22 protein-coding genes and 1 pseudogene are annotated in these 26,179 nt (G+C 72.6%); 6 read left to right on the top strand and 17 right to left on the bottom strand.

Features of this window, described 5'->3' with window-relative positions; translation table 11 throughout:
- Positions 1–213 precede the first annotated feature (213 nt).
- The gene (locus tag BLW86_RS29535) at positions 214–1,251 is read left to right on the top strand and encodes an ABC-2 transporter permease (RefSeq protein WP_093876854.1); all 1,038 of its coding nucleotides are present in this window, start codon (positions 214–216) and stop codon (positions 1,249–1,251) included.
- 79 nt (positions 1,252–1,330) lie between these two features.
- Here the strand turns inward: BLW86_RS29535 and BLW86_RS29530 are convergent, their stop codons facing one another.
- From BLW86_RS29530 to BLW86_RS29485, 10 genes are all read right to left on the bottom strand, one after another.
- On the bottom strand, positions 1,331–2,215 hold the full coding sequence (locus BLW86_RS29530) for a S1 family peptidase (protein ID WP_093876853.1): 885 nt from the start codon (positions 2,213–2,215) through the stop codon (positions 1,331–1,333).
- Positions 2,216–2,266: 51 nt separating this feature from the next.
- A complete protein-coding gene (locus BLW86_RS29525) occupies positions 2,267–3,121 on the bottom strand; it encodes a S1 family peptidase (protein ID WP_093876852.1) in 855 nt (284 codons plus the stop codon).
- 201 nt (positions 3,122–3,322) lie between these two features.
- A complete protein-coding gene (locus BLW86_RS29520) occupies positions 3,323–4,111 on the bottom strand; it encodes a DUF1684 domain-containing protein (RefSeq protein ID WP_093876851.1) in 789 nt (262 codons plus the stop codon).
- Entirely contained in the window at positions 4,108–5,418 is a 1,311-nt protein-coding gene (locus BLW86_RS29515; protein WP_093876850.1) for an NtaA/DmoA family FMN-dependent monooxygenase, read from the bottom strand. Before BLW86_RS29515 ends, BLW86_RS29520 begins: the two co-directional genes overlap by 4 nt.
- On the bottom strand, positions 5,415–6,437 hold the full coding sequence (locus BLW86_RS29510; protein ID WP_093876849.1) for an LLM class flavin-dependent oxidoreductase: 1,023 nt from the start codon (positions 6,435–6,437) through the stop codon (positions 5,415–5,417). The genes BLW86_RS29515 and BLW86_RS29510 overlap by 4 nt, the downstream gene beginning before the upstream one ends.
- 213 nt (positions 6,438–6,650) lie before the next feature.
- Positions 6,651–7,625: an ABC transporter substrate-binding protein gene (locus BLW86_RS29505; protein WP_093876848.1), complete on the bottom strand. Its 975-nt coding sequence runs from the start codon at positions 7,623–7,625 to the stop codon at positions 6,651–6,653.
- Between the two features lie 37 nt (positions 7,626–7,662).
- Positions 7,663–8,463, bottom strand: coding sequence for an amino acid ABC transporter ATP-binding protein (locus tag BLW86_RS29500; RefSeq protein ID WP_093876847.1), 801 nt, complete (start codon positions 8,461–8,463; stop codon positions 7,663–7,665).
- The gene (locus BLW86_RS29495) at positions 8,460–9,344 is read right to left on the bottom strand and encodes an amino acid ABC transporter permease (protein WP_093876846.1); all 885 of its coding nucleotides are present in this window, start codon (positions 9,342–9,344) and stop codon (positions 8,460–8,462) included. Before BLW86_RS29495 ends, BLW86_RS29500 begins: the two co-directional genes overlap by 4 nt.
- 45 nt (positions 9,345–9,389) lie before the next feature.
- On the bottom strand, positions 9,390–11,195 hold the full coding sequence (locus BLW86_RS29490; RefSeq protein WP_093876845.1) for an FAD/NAD(P)-binding protein: 1,806 nt from the start codon (positions 11,193–11,195) through the stop codon (positions 9,390–9,392).
- On the bottom strand, positions 11,192–12,040 hold the full coding sequence (locus BLW86_RS29485; RefSeq protein ID WP_093876844.1) for an amino acid ABC transporter permease: 849 nt from the start codon (positions 12,038–12,040) through the stop codon (positions 11,192–11,194). The genes BLW86_RS29490 and BLW86_RS29485 overlap by 4 nt, the downstream gene beginning before the upstream one ends.
- Before the next feature lie 409 nt (positions 12,041–12,449).
- On the opposite strand from BLW86_RS29485, the gene BLW86_RS29480 reads away from it, so the two are divergent.
- Both BLW86_RS29480 and BLW86_RS29475 read left to right on the top strand, forming a co-directional pair.
- The gene (locus BLW86_RS29480; protein WP_093876843.1) at positions 12,450–12,929 is read left to right on the top strand and encodes a GNAT family N-acetyltransferase; all 480 of its coding nucleotides are present in this window, start codon (positions 12,450–12,452) and stop codon (positions 12,927–12,929) included.
- Positions 12,926–13,903 (top strand): ABC transporter substrate-binding protein, encoded by a 978-nt coding sequence (locus BLW86_RS29475; RefSeq protein WP_093876842.1) that lies wholly within the window; start codon positions 12,926–12,928, stop codon positions 13,901–13,903. Before BLW86_RS29480 ends, BLW86_RS29475 begins: the two co-directional genes overlap by 4 nt.
- 54 nt (positions 13,904–13,957) lie before the next feature.
- On the opposite strand, the gene BLW86_RS29470 is transcribed toward BLW86_RS29475, so the two are convergent.
- Positions 13,958–15,274, bottom strand: a complete 1,317-nt coding sequence (locus BLW86_RS29470; protein ID WP_093876841.1) for a DUF5685 family protein — start codon at positions 15,272–15,274, stop codon at positions 13,958–13,960.
- A gap of 322 nt (positions 15,275–15,596) precedes the next feature.
- On the opposite strand from BLW86_RS29470, the gene BLW86_RS29465 reads away from it, so the two are divergent.
- On the top strand, positions 15,597–16,031 hold the full coding sequence (locus BLW86_RS29465) for a cell division protein SepF (protein WP_030315727.1): 435 nt from the start codon (positions 15,597–15,599) through the stop codon (positions 16,029–16,031).
- A 43-nt stretch (positions 16,032–16,074) separates the two neighbouring features.
- Here BLW86_RS29465 and BLW86_RS29460 read toward each other — a convergent pair whose 3' ends face one another.
- The gene (locus BLW86_RS29460) at positions 16,075–17,970 is read right to left on the bottom strand and encodes an MFS transporter (RefSeq protein WP_093876840.1); all 1,896 of its coding nucleotides are present in this window, start codon (positions 17,968–17,970) and stop codon (positions 16,075–16,077) included.
- Positions 17,971–18,376: 406 nt separating this feature from the next.
- Between BLW86_RS29460 and BLW86_RS29455 the strand changes: the two are divergent.
- Positions 18,377–19,255: pseudogene (locus BLW86_RS29455) on the top strand (phosphatase PAP2 family protein); the annotation flags it as partial.
- A 99-nt stretch (positions 19,256–19,354) separates the two neighbouring features.
- On the opposite strand, the gene BLW86_RS29450 reads toward BLW86_RS29455, so the two are convergent.
- A complete protein-coding gene (locus BLW86_RS29450; RefSeq protein WP_093876838.1) occupies positions 19,355–19,570 on the bottom strand; it encodes an I78 family peptidase inhibitor in 216 nt (71 codons plus the stop codon).
- Between the two features lie 309 nt (positions 19,571–19,879).
- Between BLW86_RS29450 and ctaD the strand changes: the two genes are divergently transcribed.
- The gene (gene ctaD / locus BLW86_RS29445; RefSeq protein ID WP_093878941.1) at positions 19,880–21,574 is read left to right on the top strand and encodes an aa3-type cytochrome oxidase subunit I; all 1,695 of its coding nucleotides are present in this window, start codon (positions 19,880–19,882) and stop codon (positions 21,572–21,574) included.
- On the opposite strand, the gene BLW86_RS29440 is transcribed toward ctaD, so the two are convergent.
- The 4 genes from BLW86_RS29440 to BLW86_RS29425 all read right to left on the bottom strand — a co-directional run bounded on the left by BLW86_RS29440 (position 21,531) and on the right by BLW86_RS29425 (position 26,145).
- Positions 21,531–22,499, bottom strand: coding sequence for a helix-turn-helix transcriptional regulator (locus BLW86_RS29440; protein ID WP_093876837.1), 969 nt, complete (start codon positions 22,497–22,499; stop codon positions 21,531–21,533). The genes ctaD and BLW86_RS29440 overlap by 44 nt on opposite strands.
- A 494-nt stretch (positions 22,500–22,993) precedes the next feature.
- Complete coding sequence (locus tag BLW86_RS29435) at positions 22,994–24,268, bottom strand: glycosyltransferase family 4 protein (RefSeq protein ID WP_093876836.1); 1,275 nt, start codon at positions 24,266–24,268, stop codon at positions 22,994–22,996.
- 73 nt (positions 24,269–24,341) lie between these two features.
- Positions 24,342–25,634: an ABC transporter substrate-binding protein gene (locus tag BLW86_RS29430; RefSeq protein WP_093876835.1), complete on the bottom strand. Its 1,293-nt coding sequence runs from the start codon at positions 25,632–25,634 to the stop codon at positions 24,342–24,344.
- Entirely contained in the window at positions 25,612–26,145 is a 534-nt protein-coding gene (locus tag BLW86_RS29425; RefSeq protein ID WP_256341464.1) for an MTB12 C-terminal domain-containing protein, read from the bottom strand. Before BLW86_RS29425 ends, BLW86_RS29430 begins: the two co-directional genes overlap by 23 nt.
- Positions 26,146–26,179: the final 34 nt, after the last annotated feature.

Genomic DNA, 26,179 nt, shown 5'->3' with positions numbered 1-26,179 from the left:
GGGTGCTGTGCCCTGCGGCCCGGACCACAAGTGGGGATGCTCTCCAGCCAAGCTACGCACGGGTAGCCTCGACTGGGAAGTTACGCGTCGGTAAAAAGTCCTGTGCCGTCGTCGGACGGCCGACAGGTCCGCCGGGGGCGCGTGAGCGGGCCCGGTCAGCCATTCGGCCCCCACCCGCCTGCGGGAAGACCCCGGGACCCTGAGCGTGGGGGCATGAGTCTCGTCGATGAACTGAAAAGCGCCGTCACCCCCCGAGCCGCCCTGCTCGTCGTCGGCGTCTTCGCCCTCCAACTCCTGTTCATCACCTCGTACGTCGGGGCCCTGCACAATCCGAGACCCACGGACGTCCCCTTCGGCGTCGTCGCCCCCCAGCAGCTCTCCCCCGCCCTGACGGAACGGCTGGCGCAGCTGCCCGGCGATCCCCTCGACCCGCGCGCGGTCGCGAGCGAGGCCGAGGCGCGGAAGCAGATCCTGGACCGGGACATCGACGGGGCCCTCGTCGTCGACCCGCGGGGCCGCACCGACACCCTGCTCGTCGCCTCCGGCGGCGGCAAGGTGCTCTCCTCGACCCTGGAGGCGATGGTGACGAGGCTGGAGGCGGCCGAACAGCGCCGTGTGCGGACCGTCGACGTGGCTCCCTCCTCCTCCCAGGACTTCAACGGGCTCTCCGCCTTCTACCTGGTCATCGGCTGGTGCGTCGGCGGCTACATCTGCGCCGCGATCCTGGCGATCAGCGCGGGCTCCCGGCCCGCCAACCGGGAGCGCGCGATCATCCGCCTCGGGGTCCTGGCGCTCTACTCGGCCCTCGGCGGTCTCGGCGGCGCGATCATCGTGGGTCCGATCCTCGGCGCCCTGCCCGGCAGCATCGCGGCCCTGTGGGGCCTGGGCACCCTGGTGGTCTTCGCGGTGGGCGCCGCCACCCTCGCCCTGCAGTCGGTGTTCGGGATCGTCGGCATCGGCCTGGCGATCCTGCTCATCGTGATCGCGGGCAACCCGAGCGCGGGCGGTGCCTTCCCGCTGCCGATGCTGCCGCCGTTCTGGAGAGCGATCGGCCCGTACCTGCCCCCGGGCGCGGGCACCTGGGCGGCGCGCTCGATCGCGTACTTCAAGGGCAACGGCATGACCGCCTCGATGGTGGTCCTGTCGGTCTGGGCGGTCGTCGGCTCGGCCGTCACCCTGGTGCTGTCCTCGGTGAGGCGGACGCCGGCGGCGGAGCCGATCGCCTCGGAGGTGGGCGAGGTCCGCCGGTAGCCCGGGCGGGGCCGCAGGTCCTGGCACGAAGGTCCCTCCGGCCGCCGTCGGCGGCCGGAGGGACCTTCGTGCCCCGGGGTCAGAAGACGTTGACCCCGTACGCGCTCAGCGCCTCCGTCACGGGCTGGAAGAAGGTCGTCCCGCCCGAGGAGCAGTTGCCGCTGCCGCCCGAGGTGAGACCGATCGCCCGGCTGCCCGAGTAGAGCGGGCCGCCGGAGTCGCCGGGCTCGGCGCAGACGTTGGTCTGGATCATGCCGTAGACGATGTCGCCGCCGCCGTAGTTCACGGTGGCGTTCAGACCGGTCACCGTGCCGCTGTGGATGCCGGTGGTGGAGCCGCGGCGGGTGACGGACATGCCGACGGTGGCGTTGGCGGCGCTGGTGATGTCGACGCTGCCGACCGTGCCGGACTTGGTCACCGAGGTGTTGGTGTAGCGCACGATGCCGTAGTCGTTGGTCGGGAAGCTCGACCCGGCCGTGGAGCCGAGCACGGTGGAGTGGGTGGAGTTGGACCACCACGTGCCCGCGCCGTCGGTGCAGTGGCCGGCGGTGAGGAAGTAGTAGTTCCCCGCGCTGTCCTTGACGTTGAAGCCGAGCGAGCAGCGCCAGCTGCTCGCGTAGATGGCGTCGCCGCCGGAGATCAGCTTGTTGAACGTGCCGGGGGTGCGCTCGATGCGCAGCGCACCCGCGTTGGTGCCGGCCTGGTGCTTGATCTTCGCGATCTCGGCCTGGGAGACGGTGGAGTCGGCGGTGACGACGACCTTGCCGGTGGCGGTGTCGACGCGCCAGGCGGTGCCGGCCACGTCGGCGGCGAGGACGGCGTCGCTCGCGGCGGAGAGCTGGGTGGCGCTGAACGTCTGGGCCGAGTCGGCGCTGGCGGTGGGGACGCCGAGCGTCGCGGCGGCGGCGACGAGGCCGGCGGTGAGGGCGAGCAGTCGGAACTTCTTCGTGGGGGTGATGTGCATGGTCGCGTTCCTCCTGGGTGGGGGTTCGATGAACGGGCCGTGCGGGTGGGATCAGTAGAGGCTGACCTTGTACGCGGAGAGCGCCTCGGGCACCGGCTGGAAGAAGGTGGTGCCGCCCGACCGGCAGTCGCCGCTGCCGCCGGAGGTGATGCCGAGCGCCTTGGTTCCGTCGTAGAGCGGGCCGCCGGAGTCGCCGGGCTCGGCGCAGACGTTGGTCTGGATCAGGCCCTTCACCGTGCCGCCGCTGGAGTAGTGGACGGTGGCGTTGAGGCCGGTGACCGTGCCGCCGTGGGTGCCGGTGGTGGAGCCGGTGCGCTTGACGGACTCGCCCACGTAGGCGTCGGCGGCGGAGTAGCCGCCGGAGTGGCTGAGCGAGGTGTTGTCGTAGCGGACCAGGGCGTAGTCGTTGCCCGGGAAGCTGGAGCCGGCGGTGGCGCCGATCAGGGTCGACTGCGCGGAGTTGGTGTACCAGGTCTTCGCGACGTTGCCGCAGTGGCCGGCGGTCAGGAAGTAGTACGTGGAGCCGCTGACCACGTTGAAGCCGAGCGAGCAGCGGTAGCCGCCGCCGTAGATGGCGTCTCCGGCGGAGAGCAGCGGCTTGAGGACGCCGGGGGTGCGCTGGACGCGGAGGGCTCCGGCGTCGGCGCCGGCCTGGCGCTGGATCTTCGCGAGTCCGGCGTCGGTGACGGTGGAGTCGGCGGTGACGACGACCCGGCCCGCGGCTCTGTCCACGTACCAGGCGGTGCCGCCGACTCCGGCGGCTTCGACGGCGGCGTCGGCGCGGGCGAGCTGGGCGGCTCCGGCGGGACCGGGCGCGGGGGCGGCCTGGGCGCCGGGGAGTCCGAGGGCGGTCGCGGCGGCGAGACCGGCGGCGACGGCGAGCAGGCGGGTGCGGGTGTTCCTCACTGTGCTCCTCACTGTTCTCCTTCTGGGAAAAGCGGAGGGGCCCGTGGATGGCGGGCCCGTGAGGCGCCATCAGGTGACGTGTTCCTGACATGCACCGCCAGTGATAGTGGCCCTCTCCGAGCGGACGCACAAGACCGCGGTACGAACGGGTGCCCCCGACCGTCCCGGCCAGGGGCACCACCCGCGAGGAAAAATCCCTGCTCAGGCCGGGTTCAGCCGCCGCTCCCCCGCCGGCACGGCGGTGTCGAGCGTGTTCCCGGGCGGCGGGAAGGGGCAGATGAAGTGGTCCGCGAAGGCGCACGGCGGCAGCAGCGCCCGGTTGAAGTCGACCGTCACCGAACCGTCCGCCGCCGGGGCCTCGGGCCGCAGGAAACGGAAGCGGTAGCTGTCCCGGCCGCTGGTGGCGTCCGCGAAGACCGCCCACAGGGTGCCGTCGTCCTCGACGGCCACCCGGAGGACGTGTTCGCCGCCGTGCAGCTCGAAGGCCAGCTCCCCGGAGAGGCCTAGGCCGCGCTCCCGGCCGTCCGCGTTCTCCACCCGTACGCCGCGCGTCTCCCCGTACGGACGGAACACGCCGGACACCACCCAGCGCTCGTCGTACGGGGTGGCCTCGATGCCCCGGAAGGCGCGGCGCGCCTCCGAGCCCGGGTCGAAGTCCCGTACGGCCCACAGCCCTTCGCGCCGCAGCACCACGAGCCGTCGGCCCGCCGACTCGACCCGGGACTCGTGGATCGGCCCGTGGTCGGCGGTGAGCCGGACCGTGCCGGCGAAGGGCTTGCCGTCGACGGTGAGCCCGTCCTCGGCGCCCGCCGTCAGGACCACCTCGTCGCCGTCCTCCCGCCACTCACCGGGAATGGCCGGAATGCGACCCTCGGGGAAGTCCGCGAGCCAGTGGGTGCCCGTGAGGGAGAGCGGGCCGTACGAGGAGGCGACCGCGGCCTCGCGCTGCTCGTGCCAGTGCTGCCAGTCCTGTCGTGGATCCGTGCTCATGGTGTGCCACCTTTCCATACGGGATCGGCGAGGCCGAGGTGCGAGCGCAGCGTGGTGCCCGTGTACTCCGTGCGGAAGACCCCGCGCTCCTGGAGCAGCGGGACGACCTGGTCGACGAAGTCGTCGAGGCCGCCGGGGGTCAGGTGCGGGACGAGGATGAAGCCGTCGGCCGCGTCCGTGGCGACGAACTCCTCCAGGGCCGCCGCGACCGTCGCCGGGGAGCCCACGAAGGACTGCCGGCCCGTCGTCTCGACGACCGTCTGGCGGATCGACAGTCCCTTCGCCTCGGACAGCGCCCGCCACTTCCTCGCCACCGCGACCGGGTCGGCGACCCGCACCCGGCCCTGCACGAGCGCCGAGTCCGGGTCGGGGTCGATGTCCGGAAGCGGACCGTCGGGGTCGTAGCCGGACAGGTCGCGGCCCCAGATCCGTTCGAGCGCGAGGATCGCGTTCTGCGGGGAGACCTGCTGTCTGCGGATCTCGGCCGCCGCCTCCTGCGCGTCGGCGTCGGTGTCGCCGAGGACGTACGTCACCCCCGGCATGATCTTCAGGTCGCCGGGGCCCCTCCCGTACCGGGCGAGCCTCCCCTTGACGTCGGCGTAGAACTCCCGGCCGGCCTCCAGGGTGGAGTGCCGGGTGAAGATGACGTCGGCGGCCGAGGCCGCGAACTCCCGCCCCTCTGCGGAGTCCCCGGCCTGGATGACGACCGGCTGCCCCTGCGGGGAGCGCGGCACGGGGAACTCGCCCTCGATCCGGAACTGCGGCCCGTTGTGCGCGAAGGACCTCTGCTCGCCGTCCGGGGTCCAGGAGTCCCACAGCTCCCGGGCGGTGGCGAGGAACTCGGCGGCCCGGGTGTACCTCTCGGCACGGTCCAGGTAGCCGCCGCGCCGGAAGTTCTCGCCGGTGAAGGCGTCGGACGAGGTGACCACGTTCCAGGCGGCCCGGCCCGCGCTGAGGTGGTCCAGCGAGGCGAGCCGCCGGGCCAGTTCGTACGGCTCGTTGAAGGTGGCGTTCACCGTGGCGGCGAGACCGAGCCGGTCGGTGACGGCCGCGAGCGCGTTCAGGACGGTGATCGACTCGGGCCGCCCGACGACGTCCAGGTCGTGGATGCGCCCCGCGTGCTCGCGCAGCCGCAGCCCCTCGGCGAGGAAGAAGAAGTCGAAGAGCCCCCGCTCCGCGGTCCTCGCGAGGTGCTCGAAGGAGGAGAAGTCGATCTGCGAGCCGGAGCGCGGATCGGCCCAGACGGTGGTGGAGTTGACGCCGGGGAAGTGCGCGGCGAGATGGATCTGCTTCCTGCCCCGGCTCATGCGGACGCCCCCGTCGTCGCGTACTGGCTGACCGGCCGGACGAGTCCCAGGTGGTCGCGGAGGGTGGCGCCCTCGTAGGCCGTACGGAACAGGCCGCGGTCCCTGAGCCGGGGCACGGTCACCGCGGCGAACCGCTCCAGGTCCCGCTCCGGCACGGCCGGCACGAGGTGGAAGCCGTCGACCGCGCCGCCCCCGTGCCAGCCGGCGATCAGCTCGGCGAGCGCCCCGGCCCCGCCCTCGTACGCGTCGAGGTCGACGGCCAGCGAGAGCAGGACGCGCAGCTGCCCGGGGTCCCGGCCGTGGGCGCGGGCCCCCCGGTGCAGTTCGGCGCGCAGCGCGGCGGCCTCCTCGGCGGAGGCGGCCCTGATCAGGGCCACGTCGGCGTGGTGGGCCGCGGTGTCCCGGGCGGCCGGGCGGGTGGCGTCGACGACGGTCACCGGATTGCCCTGCGGGGGCCGGGGCACGATCGAGGGGCCCTTGACCGAGAAGGTCGCGCCCTGGAAGTTCACGTGGTGCAGCTTGCGGCGGTCGACGAACCGTCCGGTCGCCACGTCCCGTATCTCGGCGTCGTCCTCCCAGCTGTCCCACAGCTTCCGGGAGACCTCGGCGACCTCTCCCGCCTCCTGCCAGAGCTCGGCGGCGGGCGGCGCCGGGCGGCGGCCGAGGAGCCGGGCCTCGGCCCCGGTCGGGGAGACCGCGATGCGCCAGCCCGCCCGGCCCCGGCTCACCCAGTCGAGGGTGGCGACGGCGGCCTGGACGTGGAAGGGCTCGGTGTGGGTGGTGGTGACGGTCGGCACGAGGCCGACGGAGCGGGTCTCGGGGGCGATCCGGGCGAGGACGGCGAGCGCGTCGAGGCCGGGCCCGCCGAAGGAGTCGTCGTGGGTGAGGAAGTCGAGCGCGGCGGCCTCGGCGAGCCGGGCGAGCGCGGCCGTACGGGCGGCGGTGTCCGGGCCGGGGCGGGCCCGGCCGGAGCTCGCGGCGAGCTCGGCGGCGAGGTGGAGCGGTCGGGTGCTGGTCATACGGTCTCTCTCGTTACGAGGCTCGACACAGGCCGGAAGCCGACGACGGCGGGAGGGGACGGGGCCGGAGCGGGGGAGGTGGTGTCCGGACGTAAGAGCGTCTTGAACTCGCGCGGAGCGCGGTGAGACGCAGTCCGGACACCGCCTCCCCCGCGGAGGCCCCGGCCCCGGCGCCCCTCGGCGCGGGCCCGGGAGCGGTTCTCGGGGCGCGGGTCAGTTCTTGGTGCGGGGCAGGCCGGGCGGGTTGATCTCCGACTTCTCCACGGCCTCGTTGCTCAGCCCCCACCGCTTGAGGACCTGCGCGTAGGTGCCGTTCTCGACGATGTGGTCGATCGCGGCCGCGTAGGCGGCGACCAGGCCGCTGTCCTTCTTCGTGGTGGCCGCGATCTTGCCCTGGAGTCCGGCGCCCGCTCCGGAGAACTTGCCGACGGCCTCGGTCTGTCCGGCGGAGGCCACGTGGTAGGCGACGGTCGGGTTGGGGCCGAGGTAGCCGTCGATCCGGCCGGACTGGAGGGCGAGGTAGTAGTCGGTGGTGTTGTCGTAGTACTTGATGTCGACGCCCTTGCGGCCCGCCTTCTCGTTCTGCCGGGACCAGTCGACGAGGATCTTCTCCTGGTTGGTGCCGCTGCCGACGGCGATCCGCTTGCCCGACACGTCCTCGGGGCCCTTCACCGTCCAGCCGGACCCCTTCTTCGCCTCGAAGGCGAGGTCGTCGAGGCGGTAGGTCGCGAAGTCGTACTTGTCCTTGCGCTCCTCGGTGACGGTGACGTTGGAGAAGACGCCGTCGTACTTGCCGCTGTCCAGGCCGACGAAGAGGTTCTCCCAGGAGACCGGGTTGAACTCGGGCTTCAGGCCGAGGGTGTCGGCGACCAGGGTGGCGAGGTCGACCTCGACGCCGATCAGCGTCTTGTCGTCGGTGGCGCGGAAGGCGAGCGGTGGATTGCTCTTGGCGGAGACGCCGAGGATCAGGGTGCCTCTCTCGCGGACGGCCGCGGGCAGCTTGGCGGCGATCGCGTCGACCTTGGCGGTGTGGACGCGGTTCTGGTTCGGGGACACGTTGATGCCGGTGTCCTTCTGTCCCTCCGGCTTGATCTCGCCGACGGCGGCGTCGCCCGAGCCGCAGGCGGTGAGGAGCCCGAGGGCGGTGAGCGAGGCGAGGGCGGTGAGGACGGTGCGACGGGTCTTCATGGCAGTACTGCTCCTGTGGATGAGTGACGAGTGGTGGTCAGAGGACCTTGGAAAGGAAGGCGCGGGTCCGCTCGTGGCGCGGGCTGTCGAGCACCTCGGCCGGCGAGCCCTGCTCGACGATCCGGCCCTCGTCCATGAAGACCACGGTGTCGGCGACCTCGCGGGCGAAGCCGATCTCGTGGGTGACGACGATCATGGTGGTGCCGGACGCGGCCAGGTCCTTGATGACGTCGAGGACCTCGCCGACGAGTTCGGGGTCGAGCGCGGAGGTCGGCTCGTCGAAGAGGAGCAGGCTCGGCTCCAGGGCGAGCGCGCGGGCGATGGCGACCCGCTGCTGCTGTCCGCCGGAGAGCTGCTTGGGGTACGCCTCCGCCTTGTCGGCGAGACCCACCCGTTCGAGCAGCTTCCGGGCGGCGGCCTCGGCGTCCTTGCGGGGGCGCTTCAGGGCCGAGATCGGCGCCTCGACGATGTTCTCCAGGACGGTGAGGTGCGGGAAGAGGTGGAAGTTCTGGAAGACGAAGCCGATCCGGGTGCGCTGCTTGAGGATCTCGCGCTCGCGCAGCTCGTAGAGCTTGTTCCCGGAGCGGCGGTAGCCCACGAGGACGCCGTCCACGCCGACCGTGCCGCTGTCGACCTTCTCCAGGTGGTTGATGGTGCGCAGCAGGGTGGACTTGCCGGAGCCCGAGGGGCCGAGGACGACGGTGACCTCGCCGGCCCGGACGTCGAGGTCGATGCCGCGCAGGACGTGGAGGGCGCCGAAGCGCTTGTGGACGGAGCGGATCTCGACCTTGGCGGTTGCGGTGGCGGTTGCGGTTGCGGTTGCGGTGACGGAGCTCATCGGGCGCTCCCCTTCGCGTAGTGGCGTTCGACGTAGTGCTGGACGACGGAGAGCGCGGTGGTGAGCAGGACGTACCAGGCGGTGGCGACCATCAGGAGCGGGACGACGCGGCCGTTGCGGCCGTAGACGACCTGGACCTGGTAGAAGAGTTCACTGATCGCCATGACGGAGACGATCGAGGTGCCCTTGAAGAGCGAGATGATCTCGTTGGCGGCGTTGGGCAGGATCGAGCGCATCGCCTGCGGCAGCACGATCCGTCGCACCTGCCGGAGCCTGGGGATGCCGAGGGCGGCGGCTGCCTCCGACTGGCCCTCGTCCACGGCGAGCACACCGCCCCGGACGATCTCCGCCGCGTAGGCCGCCTGGTGCAGGGCGAGGCCGAGGACGGCGGCGCTCATCTCGCCGACGAGGCCCATCGTGTCGAAGGAGACGAAGCCCGGCCCGAAGGGGATGCCGATGCTCAGTTCCTTGTAGAGGTAGGCCAGGTTGAACCAGAAGAGCAGCTGGACGATGAGCGGGATGGAGCGGAAGGCCCAGATGTAGCCGAAGGCGACCGACCGCAGGAACGGGCTGGCGGACAGGCGCATGAAGGCGAGCAGGATGCCGATCGCGAAGCCGAGCGCGGTGCCGTAGAAGGTGAGCTGGAGGGTGACCCAGACGGCGCGGAGGATCGTCTCGGTGGTGAAGAAGGCGACGAAGACGTCCCATTCCCAGCCGGGGTTGGTGACGAGCCCGTGGGCGAACTGGACGAGCAGCACGGCGGTGGCGGCGACGGCCGCCCAGCGCCAGGGGTGGCGCACCGGGACGACCACGAGTTCGGCGGACGCGGGCGGCGTGGTGACGGGGTCCTTCGTGACGGGCGGATCGCTGGTGAGAGACATGGCGGTTCCTCGGGAACGGGGCACGGGCGGAGAAGGGGGCGCGGATCAGGCGCTCAGCGGGAGGGGGAGCCGACACTCCCGGTCGCGCAGGAAGGTCAGGGCGGCCCGCGCGGTGACGTCGTTCTGCCCGAAGGCGACCCCGCCGGTACGGGGCCGGGTGAAGGCGCTGCCGGTGCGGGCGGTGGTGTGCGGGCCGAGCGCGAAGCGGCGCGGGTGCGGGCGTCCGTCGTGCTCCAGGATCCGGCCGTCGACGGGGTCGACGACGAGGAGGCCGCCGGGGGTGGCGCGGGTCCCCTCCTCGTACAGGGCGCGGAGCAGCGGGCTGCCGGTGAGCTCCAGGGTGGGGTCGGGGATCCGGGCCTCGACGAGGGCGCGGGCCTCGGTCCACTCGCCCGGCAGGGCGGTGGATCCGGCCCGGAAGAGACCGCGTTCCTCGTCGGTCTCGACGGTGACCCACGGGCCGAGGAAGCGGACGACGCCGGCGCGGGAGAGCGCGAGGAGCTGCCGCAGCCGGGGGCCGGGCGGCCCGGAGGCGAGGTAGCTGAAGAAGCCGTGCCACCAGGCGCCGGGGTCCAGGCGCTTGCCGAGGCGCAGGAGCTGGCCGTAGACGGAGAGCAGTCCGGCGAAGACGGCGGCGTCGGCGCTGTGGGCGGGGTCGTGGCGGCGGGTCAGGTCCTCGGTGATGTAGTCGCGCAGGCCCTGCTGGAGGGCTTCGGCGGAGTCGTAGCGGATGCCGTCCAGGGGGTGGTCGAGGGCGTCGAGGTCGAGCCGGTCGGCGGGGTCGGGGACGGCGGCGGCGACGACCGCGGCGAGTTCGGCCCCGCGCGGCAGCGCCTCGTCGTAGGCCTGCTCGAAGTCGCTCCAGGCGAGCGCGGTCCGCTCGGGATGGGTGGAGAAGAGCCGGTGGTAGTGGGCCCAGCCGAGCTCCTTGTCGATGAGCGGCCACACGTCGCGCCGGAAGTCGATCGGTCCGGTGCGCCGGAGCAGGGCGTCGGTCTGCTCGGTGCCGAAGTAGCGGGGCAGCGGGGGCCGTTCGCCGTCGAGGACGTAACCGATCTTCGAGTGGTACGGGACGCCCCGGCGCGATCCGACGTGCAGCACCGGCTCCTTGCCGGAGGGGACGTAGACGAGCTCGTCGCCCTCGCCCTCGTACCGTCCGCCGCGGCCCTCGGTGAGCAGCACCATCAGGTCGACGAAGGCGAGGCCGAAACCGCGGACGAGGACGGGTTCGCCGGCGGGGAGGGCGGCGAGGTCGGCGTCGGCGGTGAAGTCGGGCGGGAGGTGGACGAGCCGGTGGCGGGCGGCGAAGTCGGCGAGCCGCCGCTGCTCCCCGTCGGGTTCGGCGTCGAGGTGGCCGACGGTGAGGACGACGAGGTCGGCGAGGAGGGGGACGGCGGTGCCCTCCAGCCAGACCCGCTGGCGTCCGTCGCGGGGGCCGCTGACCCGCAGGGCGGTGGTGCGGTGCTCGTGGAGGGTGACGGAGGCGGGCAGGGCGGCGCGGGCCCGCTCGTACACCCAGCGCAGATAGGCGCCCTGCTGGGAGCGGGTGGGGAAGGCGCGGCCGTCGAGGCCGGCCCATTCGGCGACCGTGGGTCCTGGCGTGACGGGCCCCGCCATGTCCACGGTCTCGTCGGTGAACATGGTGACGTCCTCGGCCCGGGAGTTCATCCAGAGCAGCGGGGACTGCGCGGTGCGCCAGATGCGGCCGGGGCCCGGCGGGTGCGGGTCGACGAGGTGGACGTCGAGGGGCTCGTCGCCGTACAGCTCGGGCAGGTTGGCGGCGAGCCGTTCGAGGAAGCCGGTCCCCCGCGGCCCGGCGCCCACGATCACCAGGGAGGGGCGCGGGCTCATCGCGCACCGGCCGTTCCGCGGGCGTAGTGCCGCTCGACGTAGTACTGGCCGATGCCGAGGACCGAGGTGACGGCGACGTACCAGAGCGTGGCGACGAGCAGCAACGGGATGATCTCGTACGTGCGGTGGTAGACGAGCTGGGTCGAGTAGAGCAGGTCCTGGACGGCGATGACGGAGACGATGGAGGTGCCCTTGAGGGTGCCGATCAGCATGTTTCCGGCGGGCGGGACGATGGCGCGCATGGCCTGCGGCAGCACGATCCGGGAGAGCCGGCGTCCTCGGCCGAGGCCGAGGGACTGGGCGGCCTCGATCTGGCCCCGGTCGACGGAGAGGATGCCGCCGCGGACGACCTCGGCGGCGTAGGCGGCCTCGTGCAGGGTGAGGCCGATGACGGCGACGGAGACGGGGCCGAGGAGGTTGACCGTGTTCACTCCGAGGATCTGCGGGTAGAGCACGCCGATGTTGAACCAGAAGAGCAGCTGGACCAGGATCGGGGTGGACCTGAAGAGCCAGATGTAGCCCCAACTGACCGCACGGAGGACGGGGTTGGCGGAGAGCCTGAGGACGGCGAGCAGGGTGCCGAGGGCGAAGCCGAGGGCCATCACGAGGGCGGTCAGCCACAGGGTGAGGCCGAGGCCGCGCAGGACGGACGCGGAGGTGAAGTACTCGGCGACGACGTCCCACTGGAAGGCCTTGTTGCGGACGACCGAGACGAGGGCGAGTGCGAGCAGGACGAGGACGGCGGCGGCCGCGGTCCACTGGCCGGTGCGGCGGGCGGGGACGACGCGCGGGGGTGGCTCGGCCGGCGGGGCCGCGGGCGGGGTCTTGACGAGGGTCGCGGACATGAGAGGGCTCCGTGGATGCCAGAGGGCGGATCGAACACGGGGGTGCGCCTTCACACGCTGAGCCGCGGATCCGGGCCCCTCAGCCCTGTCCGCCCTTCGAGGCTATGCGGTCAACACGGCTCGCTGTCAAGGGTGTCCGCACTGTGAGCCGTACGTCTCATCGCGGTTGACGCGGGACCGGATGACTGTTCCACTGGGGCCATGCATCCGCAGCAGCTGGTCACGCGCTCCCACATCGACTTCGGTCGCGTGTGGTCCTCTTCCTGTTGAGCCGACCCTCTGCTTCTCCCCGCCCGCGTGCTGTTTTCCGCGGCGCCTTCACACCCGGGCCCCTCGTGAGCGCCTGAGCTCTCCCCTCCCCTCGCCCCGCCCCGTTTCCCCTTGCTCTCCTTCGCCGTGAAGGACCGTCATGACCTTCGCGTTGTCCGTGCACCGGACCACGACCACCGACCCCCTGGCGCGCCCGCTCCTCGACGAGCTGGCGTACGAGTACACGACCCGCTACGGCTCCGCGCACGATCTGAGCCGCTACCCGGCGGCGGAGTTCGCCCCACCGCACGGTGCCTTCCTGCTCCTCCTGGAGCAGGGCCGGCCCGTGGCGGGCGGCGCCTACCGCCGCTACGACGAGGACACCGCCGAGCTGAAGCGGATCTGGACGCACTCGGCGCACCGCAGGCGCGGCCTCGCCCGCCGGGTCCTCACCGTGCTCGAACGGGAGGCCGCCGACCGCGGCTACTCCCGCATCTACCTCACGACGGGGCCGCGCCAGCCCGAGGCCAAGGGCCTCTACCTGGCGAGCGGCTACCGCCCGCTCTTCGACGTGTCCGCCGATCCCGAGTCGATCGGCCCGCTGCCGTTCGAGAAATTCCTGGAGAACCCGAAGCCATGAGTACGCGCACGAGTTCCACCGCCGCACGCCCCGCCCTCGTCTTCGCCCTGATCACCGCGGCCGCGCTCGGCCTCACCGCCTGCTCGGGCGGGGAGCCGGCGACCGCTCCGGCCGGGGCCTCGGGAGCGCCGGGCGCCGCGAAGGGCGCGCTCCCGACCGAGGACGTGGTGGCGGCGGTGAAGAAGAACGAGGCGGCGGCGAAGCTGCTCCCCGCCGACGTGCGGCAGCGCGGCAGCCTGGCGCTCGCCTCCTCGGTGGCGACTCCGCCCAGCTCGGCCTATCTGCCGGACGGCAGGACCGTCGTGGGGGTGGACGCCGACTTCTCGGCCGCCGTGGCGAAGGCCCTCGGTCTGGAGCTGAAGCGCGAGGTGGTCGGCTTCGAGGCGATCCTGCCGGCGCTCGGCAGCGGCAAGTACGACGTCGGCACGGGGAACTTCGGCGTGACGGAGGAGCGGCGCAAGACCATCGACTTCGTGACGTACATCAACGACGGGCAGGGCTTCGCCGCCCGGGCGGACAGCACCCTGAAGGCGGTCACCGACCTCACCCAGCTGTGCGGCCTGAAGGTGGCGGTGAACGCCGGGACCACCTTCGAGCGGACCCTGGAGAAGAACAAGGGCCGGTGCGCGGAGGCCGGGAAGCCGCCGTACGAGGTGAACGTCTACAGCGAGACCGGGGCGATCTGGATGTCGCTCCAGCAGGGTCGCAGCGACGTCGTGATGAACACGATCAACGGCGTGCGGTACGCGGTGACGCAGCAGAAGAACGTGAAGTTCCTGGGCGAGTACCGCCGCCTGGACGTCGGCTTCGCCTTCAAGAAGGGCACTCCCCTCGCGCCGGCCTTCCAGGCCGCGGTGAACGGCCTGAAGGCCGACGGGACGTACGACCGGATCCTGAGGAAGTGGGGGGTGACCGCGTCGGGCATCGAGCGGTCGGAGATCTCCCCGCCGGAGATCCCGGCGCCGAAGAAGTAGCGGTACGGGGGCCGGCGGGGGCTCGACGGAGTCCGAGGGGAGTCCGACGGAGCGTCAGCAACCGTCGCAGGGGCAGCAGCAGTCGCAACCGTCACAGCCGCCGCAGCCGCCGTCGCCGCAGTCGCAGTCCCGGCAGCAGCCTTCGCGCTTCTTGCGGGACCAGGGGCCCTCGTACTCCTTGGCGCAGCACATCTGGCAGGTGCAGAAGAGCCAGGTGAACATGGCGCACCCGGCGAGGAAGCCGCGCGGCTTGGGGGCCTGGGGCGCACCGCCGCCGAACTGCGGGGGCAGACCGCCGGGTCCGCCCGGGCCGCCGGGGCCCATGGGGCCGCCGCCGTAGGGGTTTCCGCCGCCCCCGTAGGAGCCCCCGCCGCCGTACGGGTTCCCGCCCCCGTAGGGGTTCTGCGAGCCGTAGGGGTTCTGCGAGCCGTACGGGCCGGGGGCCTGACCCCCGTACGGATTCCCCGGCACCGGGCCGTGGGCGCCCTGCACGCCCTGCGCTCCGTGCGAGCAACTGGTCGTGCCGAAGGCGCGGTCGACCGAGGTGCGCAGCTCGTGGGCGAGCAGGACGTGGACGAGCTTGCCGTCGGCGAACTCGGCGTCCTTCAGGGCGAGGCGGATGCCGTGGAGGGCGTCGTCGGCGAGCCGGCGGGCCTCCTCGCGGGAGGTGCCGGTGGCGGTGAGCGGGTTCCACGCGCCGCTCTCGGCGTCGGCGGCCTGGTCCTCGACGGCGTCGAGGAGGTGGGCGAGGCGGCCGAAGAGGCGGCCCGCCTCGGCGAGCGGCGCCGCGTTCCCCGGCCGCCCTGCGAGGACGGCGGTGTGCGCGAAGGCGGCGGCGGTCGCCGTCTCGGTCGGCTCGGTGACGACGAGCAGGGGGGTGCCGGGTCCGGCGAGGGCCTCGATGCCGGTCTGGCGGTCGACGGCGTCGACGAGGACGGCGGTGTCGAAGCCGAGGTCCCGGCCGGTCCTGGCGCCGGCCCTGTCCCAGGAGCGGGCGACGCGGCGGGCCGCGGCGGCGACGGGGCGACGGGCCAACAGGCCGTCCCTGTCGGCGACGTGGTCCCGGACCTTCGCCGAGGCGAGGACGAGCGAGACGGCGGCGGCGAGCCTGGCTCCCTCGCCGCGGGCGACGGGGGCGGTCCGCATGGCGCGCAGCGCGCAGGGCCCGGCCGTGCGGCGGCCCGCCTCGGTGACGCCGGTCTGAGCCTCCGTCAGGACGGAGACGATGAGCCCGTCGTAGTTGGTGACGATCCGGGCGAACTGCCCGTGGTCGGCGCGGAGTGCCAGGCAGAGGCCGCAGAGGTGGGCCATCCACTCGGCCTTGAGACCGTCGGTGAGGCGATGGGTGCAGGGTCTGACGATTCCGAACAAGGACTCCCCCGTGAGTCGTGGGCTGTGGCGGGCGAAGGTCCGCCGGGCGGCCTCGCGGCATCGTAGCGAGTGGGTCCGTTCACCCGTACGCGCCCATCGTCACCCTTGTGACCCGACTTTCATATTTTCAGCTACATGGCCCTCCATCAGGGGCCTCATACCGCAAGTTTCCTGACGAATCGCCAGGAAACGGCCCTCACGTTCTGCACCAGTACCGTCACGAATCCTCTGCGCGGCGCCTATCCACTTGGCGCGCGATCCGCATCATGGACGACGATAGGGATTGCGGAACCACAAGTGACCGCGCTGAAAGGAGGCGTCCATGGGATCGGTGCGCAAGGCGAGTGCCTGGCTGGGACTCGTCGAGGACAACGACGAGCGTTACTACGACGACGAGTACGCCGACGGTGCCGAGGGCGGCGACGCCTGGGTGACGGACCCCCGGGTCCGGGTGGCCACGGACACCGCCGAGGACCGGGGCCGCCGCATCGCCACCGTCTCCCCGGACGGCTTCCGGGACGCCCGGGGCATCGGCGAGCTCTTCCGGGACGGGGTTCCGGTGATCGTGAACCTGACCGCGATGGAGCCGAACGACGCCAAGCGCGTCGTCGACTTCGCCGCCGGTCTCGCCTTCGGCCTGCGCGGCTCGATCGAGCGCGTGGCGACGCGGGTCTTCCTGCTGACCCCCGCCGACACCCAGATCGTCACCGGCGAGACGGGCCGGCGTCAGCAGGACGGTTTCTTCAACCAGAGCTGAGCGGGTCCGCCGGCCGGTCCTGGCACCTCCCGACGGGGTCGGGTCAGTGCGCCGGGCGCCCCGAGCCGGCGGGCTCGATCGCTTCCCGGGTCGCGGGCACCCGCGGCTCGACCCCCTCCGGGCAACCGACCGGCTCCGAACGATCGGCCCGCTCCGACGGACCGGACGCCCCCGAGGAACCGGCCCGCTCCGATGCGACGGACACCTCCGAGGAACCGGCCCGCTCCGACGCGGCGGACACCCCTGACGGACCGGCCCGCTCCGACGGACCGGCGGGCACCGCTTCCGTCGCCCCCGTCGCCGCCCCGGCCGTGGCCGGCTCCGCAGCCCGGTCCGGGCCCTCCTGGGCCGAGAGCGCCCCCCGGGCCTCCCGGACGTCGAAGGCCTCCTCCGGATCCGCCGGACACTCCATGATCCGCGGCAGCCGCTGGGCCATCAGCGCGCCGACGAGCAGCAGCCCGGCGCTCACGAAGAGCGTGACGTGCAGGCCTTGCACGAAGGAGTGGCGGGCGGCCTGGTGCAGGGCCTCCCCGGCCGCGCCGCCGAGCTGGTCGGCGACCTTGTAGGCCTCCCCGAGCGAGTTCGCGGCGGCCCGGCTCGCCTCCGCGGGCACTCCGGGGACCGAGGCGAGCGCGGGGGCGTACGCGGCGTTCATCACGCTGCCGAGCAGTGCGATGCCCATGCCCGCGCCGAGCTGGTACGAGGTCTCGCCGATCGCGGCCGCGCCGCCCGCGCTGCGCTGCGGCGCCTCGCTGAGCATCGACTCGTACGCCGAGAAGAGCGTGGTCTGCAGGCCGAAGCCGAGCAGCACGAACCCCACCGTGAGCAGCAGCGGCCGGTCGTGCTGCCCCATGAGCGTCAGCAGCAGCACCGCGGCCGCGGTGAGCAGGAAGCCCCAGCCGACCATCCGGCGCGGCCCGATCCGGCGCAGGGTGTACGAGCCGGTGGCGCCGGCGGCCATGGCGGCGAAGGTCAGCGGGAGGAGCCGGAGGCCGGTCTCCAAGGGGCTGAGGCCGAGGACGAGCTGGAGGTACTGGACGGCGATGAGCTCCAGGCCGACCAGGGCCAGCATGCCGATGACGATGCAGCCGACCGAGGTGGTGAAGGCGGCCCGGGAGAAGAGCCGCAGGTCGATCAGGGGGTACGGGCGCCGCTTCTGCCGCCGCACGAAGAGGACGAGGAGCCCGGCGCCGAGCAGCAGCGGCCCGGCGGTCGGCAGGGCGAGCAGCGGGTCTCCGGCCCCGGCGCGTTTGACGCCGAGGACGCAGCCGAGCACACCGGCCGCGGCCATGAGCGCGCCGAGCACGTCCCAGGGGCCGTCGGCGGCGCCCCGGGACTCGGGGAGGAGGCGGCGGCCGAGCGGGAGGATCAGCGCCATCAGCGGGATGTTGATGAGGAAGACGGAGCCCCACCAGTAGTTCTCGACGAGGAAGCCGCCGAGCACCGGCCCGGTGGCGGCCCCGATCGCGGCGGTGGCGGTCCAGACGCCGATCGCGGTGGCGCGCTCCCTCCGGTCGGGGAAGACCGTCCGGAGGATGGAGAGCGTGGCGGGCATGATCATGGCGCCGCCGACGCCGAGGAGCGCGCGGGCCCCGATGAGGACCGCGGGCGCGGTGGCGAGCGCGGCGACCGCCGAGGCGATGCCGAACAGCGCGTAGCCGAGGAGGAGGACCCTCCGTCTGCCGACCCGGTCGCCGAGGGTGCCGAAGAGGATCAGCAGCGACGCGCAGACCAGGGGGTAGGCGTCGACGATCCAGAGCAGCGCGGTGGAGCTGGGGCGCAGGTCCTCGGTGAGCGAGGGGACGGCGACGTGGAGGATGGTCGCGTCGAGGGCGACCAGGAGGAGGCTGACGCAGAGGACGACGAGGACGACCCAGCGATTGGCGCCGAAGTCGACGGCGGAACGCGATGGCCCTTGGGCCGTGTTCGTCCGCGACATGTACGTACCTCCCAGTGAAGCTCTCGCGCTCGGTGGGCTGTGACCAGGGCGTATGCCCCTGGGGCGGCCCGGCATCGACGGGCGAGTGAGCCGTCAGCGTACGCGAGTTCAAGGCCCGAGCGCGTGGTGCAGCTCTCACCTCGCCGGGGCTCGGGGTGTGGCGTACGCCACTCGGCACGGTCCGCGCGTCGCATGGAATTCCGCACGGACGTCTGTTTGAGGAAATTCCCGCGCACTCAAACACACTTCCGGAATCACCCCGTGCGGGAATAGGGCGGAAGGTCATCGGATTTCCCGACGGACGGCCGGAATGGACCGGTCGCTGAGACCTACTCCACATCACATGGTCATCACGAAGGGAGCGGAACGACCGGGTCTGCTTCTCACTCCCTGTAACGTCCATTGGGTGCGTACCGACATCTTTGCCCGGCTGGACCGGGAGCCGGAACCGCCGAAGATAGAGGTCCCGCGGATGACCCGCACGCGTCTCGCCCTCTTCGGCGGGACGTCGGCGTTCTATCTCGCCATCGTCGTGGCCGTCCTGCTGTCGACGTGGCTGGTGACCCTCGACTGGAAGATCATGCTCTTCCGGCCGTACCAGCAGTGGCCCGAGATCCACGGCTTCCTCGACTACTACGTCGTCCTCGGCCAGCGCGGCCCCACGGCCGTCATGGTGGCCGCCTGGCTGGGCTGGCGCTCCTGGCGCCAGCACACCCTGCGCCCCCTGCTGTGCCTCGGCGCCGCCCTCCTGCTGCTCAACGTCTCGGTGGGCGCGGTCAAGCTCGGGCTCGGCCGCCTCGGACCTCACTACGCGACCCAGGTCGGGTCCGCCGAGCTCTTCGCCGGAGGCGACATATTCCCCTCGGGGCACACCGCCAACGCGGTCGTGACCTGGGGCATCCTCGCCTACCTGGCGACCACCCCGAGGGCCCGGCGCTATCTGTCGGCCCTCTCCGCGGTGGTCGCGCTCGGCGTCGGCCTCACCACCGTCTACCTCGGCACGCACTGGCTGAGCGACGTGCTGCTCGGCTGGGCCGCCGGGCTCCTCGTCCTGCTCGCGCTGCCCTGGTGCGAGCCGGTCCTGGCCGTGGCGGAGTCCTGGATCCTCGCCGCGCGCGACCGGGTGCGGGAGCGGCTGCGGGAGCGTCGTCGGCTCGTGCCCTCGCTGCCCGTGGCCTCCGGCGGCCCGCGCCCCGGGTTCTTCCCGCCGCGCCCGCCCGTGCACGAGGAGCCGGTGCGGGAACCCGTCCGGGAGCCCGTGGGGCTGGCCGGCGGCCGGCGCGCCCCGGTGACCCGCGGCTGATCCGCACCCCCTCCCCCGCGTACGCGGAAGGGCCCCGGCCACCTCGGCCGGGGCCCTTCCGCGTACGGTCCCGCCGGCTCCTCAGCCGAGCCAGCAGCGGGTGACGGTGCCGTCCTCGACCTCGAAGTTGATGCGCCCGGACAGGTACTCCATGGTGATGATCGAGCCTGGCGGCAGGGACCGGACGACGCTCCAGCCGCGGGTCCTGGCGAGCTGCTCGGCCCCTTCGGCGTCGAGGCCCACATAGGACCCGGGAGCGTCGTGAGGCGGTTCGGGAGTGCGCGAAGTGGGTGACATGAACCTCACGTTAGTCCCTCGGCGGTCACGCTTGTGTCACAAGTTCTCGACATATGTTTGGCCTGTCCGCCCGCCAGTCGCAGGGCGGCTTTCCGGCCGTTTCTCCAGTAATTCGCAGCGGTGCCCATCAGTTCGCACGAAGGGTTCGGAAGCGCGGGCAAGGGGCGGGCAATTCCCCTCTTCCCGCAAGCCGTCCCGAATTGCGTCGGCGACGCGCGCGCGTGGCACACACTCTTCCCTTACACAATGCTTACGCTGTCGGAACGCCCGGAGACGCGGAGCCGGGACGACGGCGAGGCGGAGGCGGCGATGAGCAACGGGACAGCGACCGCGACCACCGAGTCGGCCCGGCAGCGGCACGGCCGCGTCATGATCGACTGGCTCACCACGACCGACCACAAGAAGATCGGCCACCTCTACCTGGCCACCGCGTTCGCCTTCTTCCTGCTCGCCGGGCTCATGGCGATGCTGATGCGGGCCGAGCTGGCCCGCCCCGGCCTCCAGCTCGTCTCGAACCTCGAGTACAACCAGGCCTTCACCCTGCACGGCACGATCATGCTGCTGCTCTTCGCCACGCCCACCTTCGCCGGCTTCGCGAACGAACTGGTGCCGCTGCAGATCGGCTCCCCCGACGTCGCCTTCCCGCGGCTGAACATGTTCTCGTACTGGCTGTTCCTCTTCGGCGGCCTGATGGTGGTCGGCTCCCTCTTCACCCCGACCGGCCCCGCCGCCTTCGGCTGGACCGCCTACGCTCCGCTCAACAGTCTGGAACGCTCCCCCGGCGTCGGCATCGACCTGTGGATCATGGGGCTCGCGCTCTCCGGCTTCGGCACGATCCTGGCCTCGGTGAACTTCCTCGCCACCATCGTCGGCATGCGCGCGCCCGGCATGACCATGTTCCGGATGCCGATCTTCACCTGGAACGTCCTCTTCACCGCGGTCCTGGTGATCGTCGCCTTCCCCGTCCTCGCGGCGGCGCTGCTCGTCCTGGAGGCCGACCGGCGCCTCGGCGCCGTGGTCTTCCAGCCCGAGAACGGCGGGGCGCTCCTGTGGCAGCACCTCTTCTGGTTCTTCGGCCACCCCGAGGTCTACATCATCGCGCTGCCGTTCTTCGGGATCATCACCGAGATCATCCCGGTCTTCTCCCGCAAGCCGATCTTCGGCTACACGATGCTGATCGGCGCCACCATGGCGATCACCGGGCTCTCCGTGGTCGTCTGGGCCCACCACATGTTCGTCACGGGAGCGGTGCTGCTGCCGTTCTTCTCGATGCTCTCGTTCCTCATCGCGGTGCCCACCGGCGTGAAGTTCTTCAACTGGACCGGGACGATGCTGCACGGCTCGCTCTCCTTCGAGACCCCGATGCTCTGGTCCGTCGGCTTCCTGGTGTCCTTCCTCTTCGGCGGGCTCACCGGCGTCATCCTCGCCTCGCCACCGATGGACTTCCACGTCACCGACTCGTACTTCGTGGTCGCCCACTTCCACTACACGGTCTTCGGCACGGTCGTCTTCGCAACCTTCGCGGGCTTCTATTTCTGGTGGCCCAAGTTCACCGGCCGGATGCTCGACGAGCGACTCGGGAAGATCCACTTCTGGACCCTCTTCACCGGCTTCCACCTGACCTTCCTGGTGCAGCACTGGCTCGGCGCGGAAGGCATGCCCCGCCGGTACGCCGACTACCTCGCGGCCGACGGCTTCACCACGCTCAACACCCTGTCCACCATCGGCGCCTTCCTCCTCGGCGCCTCCACGCTGCCGTTCCTCTACAACGTGTGGCGGACCTGGCGGTACGGAGAGAAGGTCGAGGTCGACGACCCCTGGGGCTTCGGACGCTCCCTGGAATGGGCGACCTCCTGCCCGCCGCCCCGGCACAACTTCGACGCCGTGCCCCGGATCCGCTCCGAGGCGCCCGCCTTCGACCTCCACCACCCGGAGTTCGCGGCGTACGAGCGGCTGCGGATCAGCCCTCCGACCGATCGAGGGCCCGGGACAACCGGTCCCTGAGCGCCCGGACCGACTCCGCCAGCTCCGGCGGCTCCACCACCTCGAACTCGAAGCCCATGAACGCCACGTGGAACACCATCATGTCGAGGGTGCTCGCCCCCGTCCGCAGCAGACAGGCGTCCTCGCCGTCCGCCGTCAGGACCCCGTCCAGCGGCCCCGCGACGGCTGCCGCCTCGGCGAGCGGGACGAACAGCCGGACCGTCGCCTCCACCGCGTAGGCGGTGCCGGACACGCCCCTCTCCACATAGGCGGCCAGGTCCTCGGCGGGCGGCTGGCGGGGCGGGAAGCGGGGGCCGTGCGGCGGGGTCGGCTCGATCCGGTCGACCCGGAACGTCCGCCAGTCGCCCCGGTCCAGATCCCAGGCGACCAGGTACCAGCGCCGCTCCGTGCACACGAGGCGGTGCGGTTCGACGGTCCTGCGGGTGGCCGTGCCGCCGTGGTCGCGGTAGGCGAAGCGGAGCCGCTCGCTGTCCCGGCAGGCATGGGCCAGCTCGGTGAGGACCGCCGGGTCGACCCGCTCCCTCGGAGTACGCAGCAGGGGCACCGTGAAGGCGTTGAGCGCCCCGATCCGGCGCCGGAGCCGACCCGGCAGGACCTGCTCCAGCTTCGCCAGGGCGCGCACGGAACTCTCGCCGATGCCCTCGACGCCCTGGCCGGCGGCGGACCGCAGCCCGACCGCGACCGCGACGGCCTCCTCGTCGTCGAGGAGCAGCGGCGGCAGCTCGGCGCCGGCCCCCAGCTGGTACCCGCCGCCCGTGCCGGGACTGGCGTGCACGGGGTAGCCCAGCTCCCGCAGCCGGTCGACGTCCCGCCGCACGGTGCGGGCCGTCACTCCGAGCCGCTCGGCAAGGTCCGCACCGGACCACTCGCGGTGGGCCTGAAGCAATGACAGCAGCCGCAGCAGGCGCGCGGAGGTCTCCAACATGTCCCCGAGTCTGCCAGCCCTCGCGGACAACCCCGGTCCGCAACCCAAACCCACCGACCCGATACCCGCGCCTGTCACGGGCCCTGGCATCGCCCGAGCGGTGCCCCCCGTTGTGGGCATGCGTTCCGCCGGGGCGGAACGGGTGGGCACAACGGAACGGCGCCCTTGCCGGCGCCAGAGGCTCCCGCGCCCTGACCCGCACCCCTAGATGCGCCACGCTGTCGGTGCGGGTCCAGGCGCGGAACGCGGAGGCGCCGCTCAGGGCGCCGTCCCGTGGGCGCGCCCACACGGGCGGGCGCGGGGGCCGGCGGGCGCGGCCCGCACCGGGGCGGGGGCGCGCCCTGCGGGGCGTGCCCGCGGGGATGCGGGGCCCGCACCGGTAGGACCCCACGGGTGCAGGGCCTCACCGGTGCGGGCCCCCACCGGTGCAGGGCCCTGCCGGTGCGAGGCCCGTCGGTGGGGGGCCAGCAGGGCGAGGCCCGCCAGGGGGCGCGTCAGCGGAGGCGGCGGAGGAGGCGGCCCGCCCTCGCCTTCTGGGTGTAGACCGCGTCCACGACCCGCCCCACCCCCCGATGCACCCGCGCCCGCCCAGCCGCATGCACCCGCCGCCCCGCGCCGCGCGCGACGAGTTCCGTCCACAGGGCCTCGTGCCGCGCGGCGATCCGCGACGGGTCGAAGCGTTCGGACGCGGCGAGCGCCGCCCGCCCGGCCTTGGCCCGGAGCTCCTCGTCCTCGACGTACGCCCGCAGCGCTCCCGCGACGGCGGCGACGTCGTCGACCGGCACGAGCCGCCCGTCGACCCCGTCCTCGATGATCTCGCGCGGCCCGTGGGGGCAGTCGGTGGAGACCACCGGCAGCCCGCACCGCATCGCCTCGACGATCGTCATGCCGAAGGACTCGCGCTGCGAGGTCACGGCGGCGATGGAGCCCTTGGCCCACTCCGGTTCCATCGGGGTGACGGCCCCCATGAGGAAGACCTGCCCGTCGAGCCCGAGGTCCTGGATCTGCCGGGTCAGCGGGGCCTTGAGGTCCTGGACGGCGTCGCCGGTGCCGTAGATCCGCAGCTTCCAGTCGGGATGGTCGGCGGCCACGGACGCGAAGGCGTCGATCAGCACGTCGTACCGCTTGACCCGGGTCAGCCGGCCCGCCGCGACGACGGTCCTCGCCGTGGGGTCGGCGGGCGGTACGGAGGGGGCGGGCACGCTGTTGGGCACGGCCTCGACGCGTACGCCGGGCAGCCGGAGCTCGCGGTAGGCCCGGGCGTCGGCCTCGGTGACCGTGGTGACGGCGTCGAGGAGCGCGTACTCGTGGGCGATGTCCCGGCGCAGCCGGTAGCTGTGGCCGCGCAGGATCAGGTGTTCCTGGCCGACGAGGACCGGCCCCCGGCGGGCCTGCCGGGCTAGGTGCACGTTGAGCCCGGGGCGGGTGGCGACGAGGACGTCGGCCTCCACCCCGCGGAGGTACTCCCCGATCCGGGCGTCGGTGAGCGCGCTGTACTGCTTCCAGCGGCCGTCGCCGCGCGGGAAGACCTCGGCGGGGCGGTGGTGGTCGGGGTGGTCGCCGTCGTATCCGGGACTGTCCCGGCGCAGGTCGACGAGGTGGCGCAGGGTCACCCCCGCCGGCAGGCCGAGGATCGGGCGGTCGCGGTGGCGGAACACGGAGACGATCTCGACCTCGTGCCGTTCCGCCAGTTCCTCGGCGAGCGTGAACGTGGTCTGGATGGTGCCGCCGTAGTGGTAGCCGTTGTGGAGCAGAAAGGAGATACGCATCTACTGCCGGTTCCCCCCGGTCAGTCGGTCAGTCGGTCGGTGCCCGACTGTACTGCCGGTGCGGGGGCGCCGTTCACGGGCGGTAGCCGAGCTGGGGGACGGTCGCGCAGTTCTCGGTCATGTCGCCCTGGCTCACCCAGCCCCGTCCGTCCTGCCAACGGGCCACGGACAGACAGGTGTTCCGGGTGGCGGGCGGCCGGGCCAGGTGCTCGAACCGTACGGGGAGCAGCAGTCCGCGCGCGGTGTACGGTTCCGGACGGTTCATGAACTCCTCGACGCAGCCGCGGGTGAGCTCGCCCCGGGCGAGGCAGGAGCGGGCCGCGTCGGTGAACCACATCGCCGCCGCCCAGCCTTCCAACTGCCATTGCGACAAGGGCCGGTCGCCCATGGCCGTGCGGAAGGCGCGGACCGCCGGATGCCCGGTGTCCTCGTAGTTCCGGCTGGAGCCCGTCACCCACAGCGAGGCCCGGCAGCCGGGGGCACGGGCGTAGTCGTGGGAGACGGCCGAGGACCAGTTCTGCACGTTGGTCACCTTGGCGGCGACCTTGACCCCGAGCGTCTCCATCGCCTCGCACAGGCGCACGTTGCCGTGGGTGTCCATCGCGTCGAAGAGGAGGTCGGCGTGCTCGGCCCGCAGATCGGCGGCGACCGCGCGGAAGTTGGGCAGGGCGAAGTCGACCTGTTCCTCGACGACGCGGTAGCCCTCGGCGCGCAGTCCCCGTGCGACCAGGCGGGCGTAGGCGGCGGAGGCGGCCTGGTTGTAGGAGACGACGGCGGCGGTCCGTGCGCCCAGTTCCTTCCGGAACCAGTGGTAGACCTCGGTCCCGCCGTACAGCGTGCCGCCCCAGCCCGGTGCGCGGCCGGTGCGCGGGGCGGAGCTGCCGTAGATGCCGTAGAGGTGCGGATAGGTGTCGTAGGCGGGAGTGAGCGGCTGGCCGCCGATGTCGGGGACGCCGGCCCGGGCGACGAGGGGCGCGCCCGCGTAGTTCAGGGCGGTGGTGGCGACGAGGGCGAAGACGCCGCGCTCGTCGATCAGCCGGTGCACGCACGCGTTGTCGCCGACGCCGCTGCCGCCGTCGTCGCAGGTCTCGACCTCGACGCGGCGCCCGTCGAGGCCTCCGCGCGCGTTGAGGGCGTCGAACCAGGCGCGGGCCCCGTCGCGCGGGCCGGTGAGGGTCTGCCCGCCGACGGGGCTGGTGGCGCTGGTGATGATCCCGACGCGGAGCGGCTCACCGCCGGAGGGGTGGGCGGTGGGCCGCGTCTCGAAGACGCGCTCCGGGAGCCGGCTGCCGCAGGCCGTGAGGAGGGCGAGCAGGACGGCCAGGAGCAGCGCCGCGACCGCCTCAGCAGCCCTGGACGGTGACACCGCTCAGCTCGACCAGGCCGCACAGGGTCTTCACGGAGACCTTCCAGGTGTCGTTCTGGAGGATGGAGGTGCCCCGGGAGCCGGGCAGTGCCGGGTTCCCGCCGACCAGCAGGTCGTAGGTGACGTTCGCGCCGGCGGCCGAGGTGAACTCGACGTCGGTGACCTTCGCGGAGGTCATGGCCGCGTTCTTGTCGCCGGCGAAGGCGGCGAGCACCGGCCGCATCCGCTCCCCGTCCTCCAGGAGCTTCACCTTCTGGGCGAGGGGCGTCTTCGGGTCGAAGAACGCCGTCCAGTTCTTGGTGACCTCGGCCCTGGCGGCGGCCGGGTCGGTGGGCTGGTCGCCCGCCGGCGGCAGGGCCGTCTTGGCGGGCGGCGGGGTGGACGAGGCGGTGTTGCCGCTCTTCGACCCGCCGTCGTCCGAGCAGCTCGTGAGGGCGGGCGCCAGGGCCAGGACGGCGACGGCCCCGAGGACCGCGAGACGGGAGCGTGCATCGCGTCGTACGACAACCATCTGGCTCACCACCGGGTGTCCCGCCAGTCCGGAG

This window comes from Streptomyces sp. TLI_105 (genome assembly GCF_900105415.1).
GTDB lineage: Bacteria > Actinomycetota > Actinomycetes > Streptomycetales > Streptomycetaceae > Streptomyces.
The sequence above is the reverse complement of the archived record's forward strand: the minus strand, read 5'-3'. Positions and strand labels throughout refer to the sequence as shown.

Coding starts and splice junctions, on each gene's coding strand:
- BLW86_RS29490 (WP_093876845.1), bottom strand. CDS start 11,195: ATGAGCCCGCGCCCCTCCCTGGTGATCGTGGGCGCCGGGCCGCGGGGG.
- BLW86_RS29485 (WP_093876844.1), bottom strand. CDS start 12,040: ATGTCCGCGACCCTCGTCAAGACCCCGCCCGCGGCCCCGCCGGCCGAG.
- ctaD (WP_093878941.1), top strand. CDS start 19,880: ATGAGCAACGGGACAGCGACCGCGACCACCGAGTCGGCCCGGCAGCGG.
- BLW86_RS29440 (WP_093876837.1), bottom strand. CDS start 22,499: ATGTTGGAGACCTCCGCGCGCCTGCTGCGGCTGCTGTCATTGCTTCAG.
- BLW86_RS29510 (WP_093876849.1), bottom strand. CDS start 6,437: ATGACCAGCACCCGACCGCTCCACCTCGCCGCCGAGCTCGCCGCGAGC.
- BLW86_RS29495 (WP_093876846.1), bottom strand. CDS start 9,344: ATGTCTCTCACCAGCGATCCGCCCGTCACGAAGGACCCCGTCACCACG.
- BLW86_RS29475 (WP_093876842.1), top strand. CDS start 12,926: ATGAGTACGCGCACGAGTTCCACCGCCGCACGCCCCGCCCTCGTCTTC.
- BLW86_RS29505 (WP_093876848.1), bottom strand. CDS start 7,625: ATGAAGACCCGTCGCACCGTCCTCACCGCCCTCGCCTCGCTCACCGCC.
- BLW86_RS29435 (WP_093876836.1), bottom strand. CDS start 24,268: ATGCGTATCTCCTTTCTGCTCCACAACGGCTACCACTACGGCGGCACC.
- BLW86_RS29425 (WP_256341464.1), bottom strand. CDS start 26,145: ATGGTTGTCGTACGACGCGATGCACGCTCCCGTCTCGCGGTCCTCGGG.
- BLW86_RS29535 (WP_093876854.1), top strand. CDS start 214: ATGAGTCTCGTCGATGAACTGAAAAGCGCCGTCACCCCCCGAGCCGCC.
- BLW86_RS29450 (WP_093876838.1), bottom strand. CDS start 19,570: ATGTCACCCACTTCGCGCACTCCCGAACCGCCTCACGACGCTCCCGGG.
- BLW86_RS29520 (WP_093876851.1), bottom strand. CDS start 4,111: ATGAGCACGGATCCACGACAGGACTGGCAGCACTGGCACGAGCAGCGC.
- BLW86_RS29465 (WP_030315727.1), top strand. CDS start 15,597: ATGGGATCGGTGCGCAAGGCGAGTGCCTGGCTGGGACTCGTCGAGGAC.
- BLW86_RS29500 (WP_093876847.1), bottom strand. CDS start 8,463: ATGAGCTCCGTCACCGCAACCGCAACCGCAACCGCCACCGCAACCGCC.
- BLW86_RS29460 (WP_093876840.1), bottom strand. CDS start 17,970: ATGTCGCGGACGAACACGGCCCAAGGGCCATCGCGTTCCGCCGTCGAC.
- BLW86_RS29530 (WP_093876853.1), bottom strand. CDS start 2,215: ATGCACATCACCCCCACGAAGAAGTTCCGACTGCTCGCCCTCACCGCC.
- BLW86_RS29480 (WP_093876843.1), top strand. CDS start 12,450: ATGACCTTCGCGTTGTCCGTGCACCGGACCACGACCACCGACCCCCTG.
- BLW86_RS29515 (WP_093876850.1), bottom strand. CDS start 5,418: ATGAGCCGGGGCAGGAAGCAGATCCATCTCGCCGCGCACTTCCCCGGC.